The sequence below is a fragment of the Pseudoalteromonas luteoviolacea CPMOR-1 genome, from assembly GCF_001625685.1.
In the GTDB taxonomy this organism is placed as follows: Bacteria; Pseudomonadota; Gammaproteobacteria; order Enterobacterales; family Alteromonadaceae; genus Pseudoalteromonas; species Pseudoalteromonas luteoviolacea_K.
Window position 1 is genome coordinate 1 of sequence record NZ_AUYC01000033.1, and the last position, 13333, is coordinate 13333.

Annotated in this window: 13 protein-coding genes; 10 read left to right on the forward strand and 3 right to left on the reverse strand. The window is 42.9% G+C overall.

The window, feature by feature from the left end:
- The 7 genes from ftsY to N473_RS14075 form a co-directional block, all read left to right on the forward strand.
- A partial coding sequence (ftsY, locus tag N473_RS14045; RefSeq protein ID WP_063368468.1) for a signal recognition particle-docking protein FtsY occupies positions 1–1012 on the forward strand: 1012 nt, incomplete at its 5' end.
- 75 nt (positions 1013–1087) lie between these two features.
- Positions 1088–1792, forward strand: a complete 705-nt coding sequence (ftsE, locus tag N473_RS14050) for a cell division ATP-binding protein FtsE (RefSeq protein WP_039608338.1) — start codon at positions 1088–1090, stop codon at positions 1790–1792.
- Positions 1789–2775, forward strand: a complete 987-nt coding sequence (gene ftsX, locus N473_RS14055; RefSeq protein ID WP_063368469.1) for a permease-like cell division protein FtsX — start codon at positions 1789–1791, stop codon at positions 2773–2775. The genes ftsE and ftsX overlap by 4 nt, the downstream gene beginning before the upstream one ends.
- A gap of 231 nt (positions 2776–3006) precedes the next feature.
- Positions 3007–3870 carry an RNA polymerase sigma factor RpoH gene (gene rpoH, locus N473_RS14060; protein WP_063368470.1) on the forward strand — a complete coding sequence of 288 codons (864 nt, stop codon included), beginning with the start codon at positions 3007–3009 and terminating at the stop codon, positions 3868–3870.
- A 134-nt stretch (positions 3871–4004) separates the two neighbouring features.
- Complete coding sequence (locus N473_RS14065; protein ID WP_063368471.1) at positions 4005–4715, forward strand: 1-acylglycerol-3-phosphate O-acyltransferase; 711 nt, start codon at positions 4005–4007, stop codon at positions 4713–4715.
- A complete protein-coding gene (gene rraB, locus N473_RS14070; protein ID WP_039608342.1) occupies positions 4715–5050 on the forward strand; it encodes a ribonuclease E inhibitor RraB in 336 nt (111 codons plus the stop codon). Before N473_RS14065 ends, rraB begins: the two co-directional genes overlap by 1 nt.
- A 151-nt stretch (positions 5051–5201) precedes the next feature.
- On the forward strand, positions 5202–6479 hold the full coding sequence (locus tag N473_RS14075; protein ID WP_063368472.1) for an HD-GYP domain-containing protein: 1278 nt from the start codon (positions 5202–5204) through the stop codon (positions 6477–6479).
- Here N473_RS14075 and N473_RS14080 read toward each other — a convergent pair.
- Positions 6439–6762 carry a hypothetical protein gene (locus tag N473_RS14080; RefSeq protein ID WP_063363164.1) on the reverse strand — a complete coding sequence of 108 codons (324 nt, stop codon included), beginning with the start codon at positions 6760–6762 and terminating at the stop codon, positions 6439–6441. The two genes, N473_RS14075 and N473_RS14080, sit on opposite strands and share 41 nt — an antisense overlap.
- Before the next feature lie 256 nt (positions 6763–7018).
- Here N473_RS14080 and N473_RS14085 point away from each other — a divergent pair, with 256 nt between their 5' ends.
- Positions 7019–8284 (forward strand): outer membrane protein transport protein, encoded by a 1266-nt coding sequence (locus tag N473_RS14085; protein WP_063368473.1) that lies wholly within the window; start codon positions 7019–7021, stop codon positions 8282–8284.
- A 48-nt stretch (positions 8285–8332) separates the two neighbouring features.
- On the opposite strand, the gene mutS is transcribed toward N473_RS14085, so the two are convergent.
- Positions 8333–10915, reverse strand: coding sequence for a DNA mismatch repair protein MutS (gene mutS / locus N473_RS14090; RefSeq protein WP_063368474.1), 2583 nt, complete (start codon positions 10913–10915; stop codon positions 8333–8335).
- Positions 10916–10937: 22 nt separating this feature from the next.
- Between mutS and N473_RS14095 the strand changes: the two genes are divergently transcribed.
- On the forward strand, positions 10938–11429 hold the full coding sequence (locus tag N473_RS14095; protein WP_063368475.1) for a CinA family protein: 492 nt from the start codon (positions 10938–10940) through the stop codon (positions 11427–11429).
- Between the two features lie 65 nt (positions 11430–11494).
- Positions 11495–12544, forward strand: coding sequence for a recombinase RecA (gene recA, locus N473_RS14100; RefSeq protein ID WP_039608348.1), 1050 nt, complete (start codon positions 11495–11497; stop codon positions 12542–12544).
- A gap of 97 nt (positions 12545–12641) precedes the next feature.
- Here recA and trmL read toward each other — a convergent pair whose 3' ends face one another.
- Positions 12642–13106, reverse strand: coding sequence for a tRNA (uridine(34)/cytosine(34)/5-carboxymethylaminomethyluridine(34)-2'-O)-methyltransferase TrmL (gene trmL / locus N473_RS14105; protein ID WP_063368476.1), 465 nt, complete (start codon positions 13104–13106; stop codon positions 12642–12644).
- Positions 13107–13333: the final 227 nt, after the last annotated feature.

The window sequence follows — 13333 nt, forward strand, 5'->3', positions numbered from 1 at the left end:
CCTAGCTAAAGAGCAAGCAGAGCGTGAAGAAGCAGAACGTTTAGCCAAAGAGCAAGCTGAAGCCGAGAAACCAAAGAAAAAGGGCTTTTTTGCACGCTTAAAGCAAGGGCTTCTTAAAACGAAAGAAAACATCGGCTCAGGCTTTGCGTCTATTTTTCGTGGGAAGAAAATTGACGATGACTTATTTGAAGAGCTTGAGACTCAGTTATTGACCGCTGATCTAGGTGTTGAAACCACCATGAAGCTGATTGATAACCTGACGGATGCCGCTGACCGGAAGCAGCTGAAAGATGGTGATGCACTGTATGAATTGATGAAAAGCGAAATGGCTGAGATCTTAAAAGATGCCGAGCAGCCGCTTGAGATCAATACAGGTAAAAAGCCATATGTGATCCTAATGGTTGGTGTTAATGGCGTAGGTAAAACGACCACAATCGGTAAAATGGCCAAACAGTTCCAGTCACAAGGTAAATCTGTGATGCTTGCGGCGGGTGATACTTTCCGAGCTGCAGCAGTTGAGCAGTTGCAAGTTTGGGGCGAGCGAAATGAGATCCCTGTTGTTGCGCAGCATACCGGTGCGGACAGTGCGTCAGTTGTATTTGATGCATTTCAGGCTGCGCAAGCACGTAATGTGGACGTGTTGATCGCTGATACGGCGGGTCGCTTGCAAAACAAAGATAACTTAATGCAAGAGCTTGAAAAAATTGCTCGAGTAATGAAAAAGCTTGATCCAGACGCACCACACGAGGTGATGTTGACGATTGATGCGGGTACGGGGCAAAATGCCATTAGTCAGGTTAAACTATTTGACCAAGCAGTTGGTTTAACGGGTATCACGCTAACTAAATTAGATGGTACTGCAAAAGGTGGCGTCATTTTCGCCGTTGCTGATCAATTTAAAATTCCAATTCGCTATATAGGTGTGGGTGAAGGTATCGATGACTTGAGAACGTTTAAGAGCGATGACTTTATCGAGGCGCTATTTAGCCAAGATGAAGAACAGAAAAGTTAAAAGCAAAAAAGCGCCCGATTAATCGAGGCGCTTTTTCTCTATAAGGACAGAGCATACGCATTTTGTAGGTCGTATATGATTAAATTCGAACAAGTAAGCAAAACTTACCCTGGAGGTCACAGAGCGCTCGAGAAAGTGAGCTTTGAGCTTGGTAAAGGAGAACTGGCGTTTTTGACTGGCCACAGTGGTGCGGGGAAAAGCACGTTACTAAAGCTGATTAGTTTAATGGAGCGACCCTCAGCTGGGAGAGTGTCGATAAATGATGTTGACTTAAATAGCATCTCTAACCGCCAAGTGCCTTTTGTTCGCCGAGATATTGGGATTATATTTCAGAATCATCGCTTGCTCGAGCGTTATAACATCTTTGATAACGTTGCTTTGCCGCTCGTCATTGAGGGGACGCATCGTAAACATATTACTAAGCGGGTGCATGCTGCACTGGATAAAGTTGGCCTGTTAGATAAAGTAAAATGTCAACCGAGCACATTATCTGGTGGTGAGCAACAGCGAGTAGGCATTGCGAGAGCCATTGTTAATTCACCTCCTCTTTTGCTCGCCGATGAGCCGACTGGTAACCTAGACCCAGAATTATCTATGGAAATCTTAACCCTATTTGAAGACTTCAACCGTCATGGTACTTCGGTCTTAATTGCGACCCATGATTTGGGACTCATTGCTCGCATGAAGTATCGTAGTTTGACGTTGGACCACGGACGTATGTTACAAGACCCTTTGGCTGTTGATCCTTTAAAAGGCGATTTTATAGGAGATTCGTTATGAGTTTGCTATTTAAAGGGCGCGGCAATCAGGTTAATAGTCAGGATAAATCGCTGTTTTTAAAGTTGTACTTTTTTGTTTTGACGATTTTTCGTCACGGTGTTCATAGTTTAGGTGAAATGTGGCGCACTCCAATGGCCTCTATTATGACAATATTGGTACTCGGTTTGAGCTTGACGTTACCAACCACATTATATGTGGTCGTTAAGAACGTACAAAAAGTCAGTAGTGGCTTTCAAGAAGCGGCGGAGATTTCATTATTCGTTAAAGAAGAGATCACTGAGCAAGAGACACAAACACTGGTTAAAAGATTAGCACTCTATCCAGAAGTGGATTCTGTCAGCTTTATTTCTCGCTCTGAGGCGCTAACAGAATTCAAGCAAATCTCTGGCTTTGGGCAAGCACTGGATTATTTAGAAGAAAACCCGTTACCAAGTGTGGTTTTGGTCACACCAACCAAACGCCATCGAGGTGCGGAAAGTGCACAAATACTGCTTGAAAAGCTACAAGGGGAGCGAGAGGTCGAATTTGGAAAGTTGGATATTGAGTGGCTTGAGCGTTTGAATGCGCTATTAGGTCTGTTGAAAGAAAGTGTATTTACCGTTGGTTTGCTACTACTCAGTGCGGTTGTTTTGATCATTGGTAACACCATTCGCTTGTCTATCATGGATAAAAAAGAAGAGATACAAGTACTGAAGCTCGTCGGCGCGACCAATACTTTTATTCACACTCCTTTCCTATGGACTGGGATTTGGTATGGCATTGTCGGTGGTTTAGTTGCATTTATATGTGTTGTACTGATGCTTTGGTGGCTGGAATCTGCTGTATCGCTGGTTGTGGGCGTATATCAGAGTAACTTTGTATTAGAAGGTTTAAATCTGTCTGAGCTGTTTTCCTTACTCTTGTTAGCGATCTCTTTGGGCTTTATAGGCTCTTACCTTTCTGTACAAAAATACATTCGTGAAATTGAGCCTGAGAAGGTTTGATTTTCATTTTTAGCAGACTGTGTTGTCATCAGTCTGCTTGCTTTTTCTCATCTGCTTAAACCTGTTAAATTTTACAGTTGATAAATCCCTTTAAAATCAATATCTTATTTGTTCATTTATTGTTAATAATAAAAAGCTTGATTTTTAGGCTAGAAAAGTAGTAGATTGCAGTTAGCACTCTGAGGGTTAGAGTGCTAAAATAAACGAAAGAATTTATCACTGAGGTGAAAAATGAGTAAAGACACATATGCAATGGCATTAACAGTTGGACAGCAAAGCGCGAGTATCGAAGGGTATTTACAAGCTGTGAGCACTATTCCTATGCTGGACGCTGAAAAGGAACATAAGCTTGCAACTCGTCTTCATGAAAATGGCGATCTAGATGCCGCTAAGCAGCTCATTATGTCTCACCTCAGGTTTGTAGCACACATTGCTAAAAGTTACTCAGGCTATGGCTTGCCGCAAGCAGATCTTATCCAAGAAGGTAATATTGGCTTAATGAAAGCGGTCAAGCGCTTCAACCCAACTGTGGGCGTACGATTGGTTTCTTTTGCAGTACACTGGATTAAAGCTGAAATTCATGAATATGTGCTTAAAAACTGGCGCATTGTTAAAGTAGCGACTACCAAAGCACAGCGTAAACTATTTTTTAACCTGCGTAAGAATAAAAAGCGCCTAGGCTGGTTTAATCAAGAAGAGGTGAGCACGGTTGCTTCTGAGTTGGGTGTGAGCGAAAAAGAAGTTCGTGAAATGGAATCGCGCATGAGCGGTCAAGACATGGGCTTTGATTTGGGTGCTGATGAAGATGAAGGTAGTCAAAGCAGTAACTTCTCGCCTGTACAATATTTAGCTGACTCTAACAGTGATATTGCTGAAGTGATTGAAGAAGAGCAATATCAACAGCAGGCACAGAATCGTTTGTTGGCGGCAATGAAGACGCTAGATGAGCGTTCTCAAGATATTGTTGCAGCAAGGTGGTTAGCTGAAGACAAGGCAACTCTACAAGACTTAGCTGACAAATACAGCGTATCCGCAGAGCGAGTACGCCAGCTTGAGAAGTCGGCCATGAAGAAGCTGCAAGCAGCGATGAGCTAAGCGTTAACGCATTCAAGTTTTTTAAATACCGCTCCATTTATGGGGCGGTATTTTTTTGTGTCATAAAAAATTGAGCTTACAAGTGTACGCTTATTTGATTATAATGCATCGATCAAGTTTTAGGAGCGCTGAGTTTGTTAGCTTTATTACGAATTTTGGCCATGGCCATATTTATTATTTTAAGTTGTATTTTTGGATTGGCACTGTGTATTGTAAGACCTTTCCATCGCAACAATGTGCATGTTATCGCCTCTTGGTTTGGCTCTATGGCCAAGGTAATCGGGGTTGAGTTAGTGATAGAAAGAGCACCGGAAGTGGCTGAGGTTGGCCCTGCCCTGTACGTTGCTAACCACCAGAATAACTATGACTTATTTACCTTGCCAGCGGTAGTACCGCAAAACACAGTGAGTATGGGTAAAAAAAGTCTTAAATGGATCCCATTTTTTGGCCAGCTTTACTGGCTATCAGGTAATATCTTAATTGACAGAGCAAATCGCTCTAAAGCTGTGGGTACGTTGGATAAAGCCGTGGAGAAGATCAAGCAAAAAGGCTTGTCACTGTGGATGTTTCCTGAAGGGACGCGCAGCTATGGTCGAGGTTTATTACCATTTAAAACAGGTGCTTTTCACGCAGCTAAAAATGCTCAAGTGCCAATTATTCCAGTTTGCATGAGTTCAACGAAAGATAAAATTAAGCTAAATCGCTGGAATAATGGCAAAGTTTATATTTCGATGTTGGCACCGATAAAGTTATCAGAGGATTGCTCGGCAAGAGAGCATGCAGTGCGCATTCATGCTAAGATGGCCGATAAAATCGCACAATTAGATAAAGGTGAGAAAAGCTGATGGAAAATTGGCAAGAGATCAGTGAAGACATTGTTGAGTCGCTTCTTGAAGATGGCTCTAATCCAGAAAAGCTTTATGAAGTTGAACATCACTTTGTATGTGAAAACTTTGATAAGCTTGAAGAAGCCGCGTTAGCTGCGTTTAAACTGGGTTATGATGTAGAAGAACCAGCTGAATTAGAGCTGGAAGACGGTGGTAAAATATGGGGCTTTGATATTGTTGTTGAAGCTGAATTAAACGCCGAAGTTATTCTGGAAGACGTTACTAAGCTAGTTGCCATTGCAGAGCAAACAGGCGTTGAATATGATGGTTGGGGTACCTACTTTCAGGACTAATTGAGCCAGGTAGCAACCTTTGAGAAAGAAATGGACTTCTCTCTATCGATTTTTCTAATCCTTTATTCTTGTATTTTGATCTTATAGTAGACAATTTTGTCGTAACTATGCATATTATTGCGTTTGATTAAAAAAGCTTCTCCTAGGAACCATGCACGCAACAATTCCCATTAGTGAACTTGTACCAGGTATGTTTGTGGACAGTGTTCATAAATTAAAATCTGATGCAGATATTAAATTAAAGTCACGAGGGATGGTGCGTAATTCGGCGATTATTACTCAGCTGGAGGCCGATGGTGTACTTGAGCTCAATATAGACATTAGGCAAAGCCAGGTGCCTGTGCCTGAGCGTTATATCAAGACTGACGCTGCAAATACACCTTTAAAGCCATCACAGGCAAGGGATGAGATAAAAGCTGATACTGTATCGGATATTGAAGAAGATGCAGAAACCCAAGCGCTTCTCACCAGCTCCGGTGGTAATGCTCTGCCCACCGCAGAACTGTTTTCAGCAGCGTTAAATCAATTTGAAATGCAAAATAAGCGGTTGCAGCTGATCTATGGCAATATTTTGGGGGGAGAAGCGCTGCAAATGCATTTAGTGAATGACGTCAGTAAAGAGATTGTCTCCTCTGTAACGCAAAATAGTAACGTCATGGCTATTCTTACCCGTCTTAAAGACAAGCGCGGATTTAGTTGGCGGCATATGATCAACTGCACTATTTTGATGACCATCTTTGCCAAGTACCTTGGCTTGAAACCTCATGTGGTAGAGCAAATGGCCATGGCTGCCATGCTGCACGATATTGGCAGGAGCAAGGTCCCACAGAGTATTCAAGAAAAAGCCACGCCACTGAGTGATAATGAGACGCGTCACATGCAAAGACATGTTGCATACTCGGTTGCTATGGTTAAAGAAGAAAAAGGAATAACGCCTTTGATGATAGACATGATTGTTAATCATCATGAGCGCCTTGATGGCAGTGGTTTCCCTCGAGGTCTTACTGAAGATAAACTTAGCAAAGCTGCACGTGTTATGGCCATTGTTGATACCTACGCAACGCTAACATCGGATCAGCCTGGTATGAAAGCGATAGAGCCTGTGCATGCACTGCGCTTTTTATTATCTAACAAAGACCAATTTGATGCGGTATTGGTGCAAAAGTTTATCAAGTGTATTGGGATACATCCCGTTGGTACATTAGTAAAGCTGACCAATGATCGTTTGGGACTCGTGATGGCGGGTAATGAAGGCTCACCGACCTCTCCAATTGTGCGTGTTTTTTATAATGTGAAACACATGCATCAAATCACACTGAAAGATGTGGATCTGAGCGCCACAAGCGACATTAAAATTGTGTCGAATGTGAGACCAATCGATTACCAGATCAATTTATCCCGTCTGTTGCAAGAGAACTTGCTTGTTTAGCTTGCTTGCAACGCTTTAGTTTTTGTACTTTGGCTGAGAGTAGCGCGCCTGCAAGGCAGCTCGACATCAATACAATCCAAAGTAAGGTGCCTCTTTCGCTATGTAATGCAAAGCAGCAACAAGCGAGAGCAAACAAGGCTGCGATAATTGCACCTAGCCAATAGTGATTGACTGGATTGTCACATTGTCCTGCACGCTGGCAGGCACAGTAATTTGCTTTACAAAGGCAGTACACGCTGACGCCTGAAAACAGCAGCGCTGCCATAATCAACAACACCATCATGATTATTCTCCTCACTTGAATGGCAAAGAGTATATGTGAAACTCTCACTTGGTTCAATGATATTGAGAATTAGTCTCATTTATAATTATGGGTCAAGTTGTTTGATTTCTGGTCTGACTTGTCACTAAAAGTAATTAAAAGCTGTTATTTTACGCAATTGGTGAGCTAAAAGTGTCAAAGTTGAAGATTTTTAATTCAGATTTCTGTAGTGTGTCGAGCCATTAATTTTATTGCAGTTAGAAATTAAGAGGCAAGAATGAACAGAATTATGGTTGCACTGATAGGTGCAGGTGCAATGATCACATCAACGCATAGTTTAGCCGCTGCATTTCAGTTAGCTGAGCAAAATGTATCAGGCTTAGGTAGAGCATACGCGGGTGAGGTCAGTGTCGCAGACGACGCATCAGTGGTTTCTCGCAATCCAGCATTGATGAATAAATTAGATGGCACGCAAATAAGTATTTCCGCGATGTATGTTAAACCGGATGTGAGTTTACAGGGCACAAGTACGAATAATGGTGTGCCAGCATCTGCGTTGGATAACAGCAGCATTGCGCCAAGTGCGGTTGTCCCAAGCGCGTTTATCACGACTAATATCAATGACAAGTGGTCTGTTGGCGGTGGTATGTACTCTCAATTTGGCTTGGCAACAGAGTTTTCAGATGACTATGTTGCAGGCCAAATTGCGGGTGAAACGGAAATAGTGACTATCAATACCGGTATTGCAGCGTCTTATCAAGTCAATGCGCAGTGGAGCATTGCAATGGGACTGAACCATGTCTACGCTGACGCGAAAATCCTTAGAAACCTTGGTGTAAATACATTTGATGTACCCAATGAAACCGAGGTTGTGAATTTGGAAGGTGACGATACTGGCTTTGGCTGGAACGTTGGCGCTGTGTTTAATATTGACGAAGACAATCGTTTTGGTTTTCACTACCGCAGTGAAACAGATATTACATTTAAAGGCACTTTCAGTAACCAGCTACCAGCTGTTGCGCCTTTCAATGGTACTGGTGGGCAGGCTTTACCTGGTAGCGTTGCAATTACATTACCCGCAATTGCTGAAGTATCTGGCTCTCATAAGTTAGACAAACAAACTGCGTTACATTACAGCATTTTATGGACTGGTTGGAATAGCTTCCAAACACTAGCGGCCAATGTTGAAAATGTTGGCACTGTGTTCACAAAGGACGAAAACTTCAGTAACTCGTTACGTTACTCAATTGGCGCTGATCACCAGTGGAACGAAGCGATTAAGTTACGTGCCGGTTTTGCGTATGACGAGTCACCAGCAGATGAAAACCATATGTCTATCTCTATCCCTGATACAGACCGCATTTGGTACTCATTTGGTGCAGAATACCAGTTAACGGCAAATTCAAGTTTAGATGTTGGTGTGAGCATCATTCGAGGTAAAACGCAGCGCTTTATTGAAAAAGATAACTTCGGTAGCGAATGGGGCTTTAAGTCAAAAGGCCATGCCTCAGTATTTGGTTTGCAATATAACCATACACTTTAACGTTCTATCCAATGTAAGAAAAAGGGCTGCAATGATGCAGCCCTTTTTTTATAGCTTGTCTTTTAGCTGATAAAGCAAAGCATGCGCTTGCTTTGGTGTCAGCTCATCTGGGTCAATAGACTCTAGAAGCTGCTCTACATCAGAAGGTTCAGTATTGAGTACTAAACTTTGTTGTTGAGGTATTGCCGTCGGCTGAACACCATCCACGACACTTTGATGTTGCTCAAGGAGTGTGAGTTTTTGTTTGGCTAACTTGATAACGGCTTTTGGCACACCGGCAAGGCCTGCTACTTGTAAACCAAAGCTTTTACTGGCCGCGCCATCGAGTACGGTATGTTTGAATGCTATGGTGTCATTATGCTCAACCGCATCTAGATGCACATTAACAAGACCAGATTGCTGCTCAGCTAGCTCAGTAAGCTCAAAGTAATGGGTTGCAAATAATGTCTTGGCAGAGATTTTATTTGCAAGGTAGTCAGCTGTGGCATATGCCAGTGATAGGCCATCGTATGTACTGGTGCCTCGGCCAATCTCATCCATTAATACCAAAGATTGCTCGGTTGCGTTGTTGAGAATGGTAGCGGTTTCAGTCATTTCAACCATGAAGGTTGAACGCCCTGAGGCAAGATCATCACTTGCACCAATACGAGTAAAGATCCTATCAATTTGACCAATTTGCGCGTGGCTTGCAGGTACAAAACTACCAATATGAGCCATTAACACAATCAATGCGGTTTGGCGCATATAAGTTGATTTACCGCCCATATTTGGACCTGTGATCAGCAACATTTTTCTGTCATTACTTAGGCGAACAGGATTTGCGATAAAGGGTTCACTACTGACTTGTTCAACCACTGGGTGACGACCTGCTTGAATATTGATTTCGTCGCTTGAGGTCAATTCAGGTTTACAGTAATCCAGTGTCTGTGCACGCTCAGCTAATGTATTCAATACATCCAAGTCTGCCAGTGCCGCAGCCATTGTTTGTAACTGCTCAAGATAAGGGGCAATTAATTCAAATAATTGCTCATACAGCTGCTTTTCAAGCGCCAGTGCTTTGGACTGGCTTCCGAGTACTTTATCTTCGTGCTCTTTTAGCTCAGGGATAATGTAGCGCTCGTTATTTTTTAGAGTTTGACGTCTAATATACTCAGGTGGTGCAAGGTGGGCGTTGCCTTTGCTAATTTCAATATAGAAACCATGTACCTTATTGTATCCAATTTTTAAGGTACTGATCCCAGTACGCTCGCGTTCGCGCTCTTCTAGTTGTTCTAAGACGTCGGTTGCCCCCTCACTGAGTGCACGCCATTCATCTAATTCCGCATTGTAACCTGTGGCAATCACGCCACCATCTCTTATCAACACTGGCGGGTTATCAATGATTGCGCGCTCGAGTAAATCTTGTAAATGAGGTAGCTCAGGAGATTGCGCTTTGATCTGTTGAATGCGCGCATCATCACTCTCATTTAACAATTGGTGCAGTGGTGGCAGGGCTTGTAATGCACTGCGAAGACGCGTTAAATCACGTGGTCTTGCGTTGCACAGCGCAAGCCTAGCGACGACACGCTCAATATCACCAATTTGACGCAGGGCATCATACAGTTCAATGCCTAAATGCATATCGAGTATGCTTGAGATGGCGTTTAGACGGGCATTAAGTTCCGCTCGGTCACGGACTGGGGTATGGATCCGGCGCTTAAGTAAACGTGACCCCATAGGCGTCGCTGTTTTATCGAGTACCTGTGCTAGGGTGTTATCGATAGAGCCTGATAAATTGACTGTGAGTTCAAGGTTTTTTCGCGTTGCCGCATCTAAAATCACAGCGTGTTCATTTTTTTCTAAGGTAATGGCTCTGATATGCGGCAGTGCTGTACGTTGGGTATCCTTGACATATTGCATGACACATCCTGCTGCAACCAATCCGGTAGAGGCACTTTCAACACCAAACCCAATCAAGTCTTTGGTACCAAATTGTTGGCAAAGTAGGTGTTTTGCTGTGTCTAAGTCAAACTCCCAATCTGGACGACGGCGACAGCCTTTGACTTGCTCAAGTACGATTAAATTTTGAAATGACTCAGGGTAAAGTAATTCAGCTGGCTGTAAGCGCTGTAACGTTGACATCAGCGCTTCGTCTGTTACTAGCTCTACAATATTAAAGCGCCCAGAGTTGATATCTAAATAGGCGACGCCATACTTGCTTTTGTCTTGCCATACTGCAGCAAGCAAGTTATCTTGACGCTCTTGCAGTAGAGCTTCATCAGTGACGGTACCCGGTGTGACAATACGTACAACTTTACGCTCAACTGGGCCTTTACTGGTTGCAGGGTCACCCACTTGCTCACAAATCGCAACTGACTCACCCATTTGCACCAATCTTGCCAAGTAATTCTCTACTGCGTGATAGGGTACACCCGCCATTGGAATGGGGTTACCACCTGCTTTGCCGCGATGTGTTTGTGAAATATCGAGTAGCTGCGCGGCGCGAATGGCATCATCGAAAAATAATTCGTAAAAATCACCCATACGGTAGAATAGCAGGATCTCTTGATGTTGGGCTTTGATCCTAAGATACTGCTGCATCATAGGTGTTTGTTGCTTTATAGTATGTTCAGAATAAAGATCTAATGACATGCTTCTACCTAAGGTTTTTTGTATGGAAATACACACTAAAATCGCCGCACTAGCGGCACAATTGGGCGCTATTCTAACGAATAAAAGCTTCGTGATCACTACCGCTGAATCTTGTACTGGTGGTGGAATTAGTTATGCGCTCACAGATACGCCCGGAAGCTCTGCCTATATCGATCGCTGCTTTGTCACATACAGCAATGAGGCGAAGCATGAATTACTGGGCGTATCAGAGCAAACGCTTGCTCAATATGGCGCAGTCAGTGAGCAGACAGTCATTGAGATGGCCGCAGGCGCAAGAGCTGCGGGTAAAGCAGATATTGCGATATCGGTATCTGGCATTGCTGGGCCAAGTGGCGGCAGTAAAGAAAAACCTGTGGGTACTGTATGGTTTGCAATAGATATACAGGGGAATACACAGACATTTGTGCAAGTATTTCCTGAAGGGCGAGCGGAAGTTAGATTGCAAGCTATTGAATTTATTTTGGAAAAAATAATTTCTTTAATAAAACAGTAAAAGGCTCTTGATACTGTAATTCTATACAGTATACTTGTTCGCATTACGCTAGATTGGAGAAACAGATGAACGATAACAAACAAAAAGCATTAGATGCTGCATTGTCGCAAATTGAGCGTCAATTTGGTAAAGGATCAATCATGAAGCTGGGTGATAGCCAAGCTTTAGATATCGAGTCAGTATCAACTGGTTCATTGGGGCTGGATATTGCTTTGGGTATCGGTGGTCTGCCAACTGGTCGTATCGTAGAAATTTATGGACCTGAATCATCAGGTAAAACAACACTGACGTTACAAACTATCGCGCAAGCACAAAAAATGGGTAAAACCTGTGCATTCGTAGATGCAGAGCACGCACTTGACCCTGTCTATGCTGAAAAGCTCGGTGTAAATGTGGATGACTTATTGGTATCTCAACCTGACACGGGTGAGCAGGCGCTAGAGATCTGTGACATGCTAGTACGTTCAGGTGCTGTAGACGTTGTTGTTGTTGACTCGGTAGCTGCTTTGACACCTAAAGCAGAAATCGAAGGTGACATGGGTGATTCTCACGTTGGTCTTCAGGCTCGTTTGATGTCACAAGCACTACGTAAGTTAACTGGTAACATCAAGCGTTCAAACACGCTGTGTATCTTCATTAACCAAATTCGTATGAAGATTGGTGTGATGTTTGGTAACCCAGAAACAACTACGGGTGGTAACGCACTTAAGTTTTATTCTTCAGTACGTTTAGATATCCGTCGCATCGGCTCTGTGAAAGAGGGTGACGAGGTTGTGGGTAACGAAACACGCGTTAAAGTTGTTAAAAACAAGGTTGCGCCTCCATTTAAGCAAGCGGAATTCATCATCATGTATGGTGAAGGCTCGTCTAAGCAGGGTGAACTAATTGACTTAGGTGTTAAACACAAACTAGTGGACAAAGCGGGCGCTTGGTTCAGCTACAATGGCAATAAGATTGGCCAAGGTAAAGCTAACTCAATCAAGTTCTTGAAAGAAAACGTGGCAATTGCTGATGAGATTGAAGGCAAGTTACGTGAAATGTTATTACTTCAAGCAACTATTAAAGATGAGGAAGGCGAAGATAAAGGCCTTGCAGAGGTAGAAGACAAGCTATAACTCTTCATATCTAGCGAATAATCTAGAGTAAAAAGCCGCTTAATAGCGGCTTTTTTGATTTTGTAACTTATGATCAGCTTAATTTTAATTTGGGCTTTTATATCGCGCCATCAAAATCAAACTGACGCCAAGACTCATAAACGAATACTGATACCGCGTTAGATAAATTCATGCTGCGACTATCTGGTTTCATTGGAATTCTTAGTCTTTGCTCTTCTGGTAGAGAAAAAATAATTTCTTCTGGCAAGCCACGAGTTTCAGGTCCAAATAACAATGTATCACCGGCTTGGTATTTTGGTGCGTGGTGATAAGCTTTACCTTTGGTTGTGCACGCAAATACACGTTTAGGCTTGCGCTGTTCTAAATACGCTTCGTAAGATGGGTAGCGCTTTACTTCACTGAATTCATGGTAATCCAGCCCTGCGCGCCTTACACGTTTGTCATCCCAGTCAAATCCCAACGGCTCAATTAAGTGTAACGAATAGCCAGTATTGGCACATAAGCGAATGATGTTGCCCGTGTTTGGTGGGATCTCAGGTTGATATAAAACGATGTCTAACATGATTAACCTCTAACTCAATTTGAGCGCAGTATAGCTTATTGGGCGTTGTGCAACTAGACAATATAGAGAGGTTATAAGTACTGGTGGGATTTTTATTAATTCTCATCCAACAAAACAGTCTATGTTAAAAGGGTCTATGTCTGCTAGACAGACAAATGGGTTGATACTTTAATATGGTAGCTATTTGTTTTTGCCACAAAGTTTATATCTGTTAGCTGATCTATCGT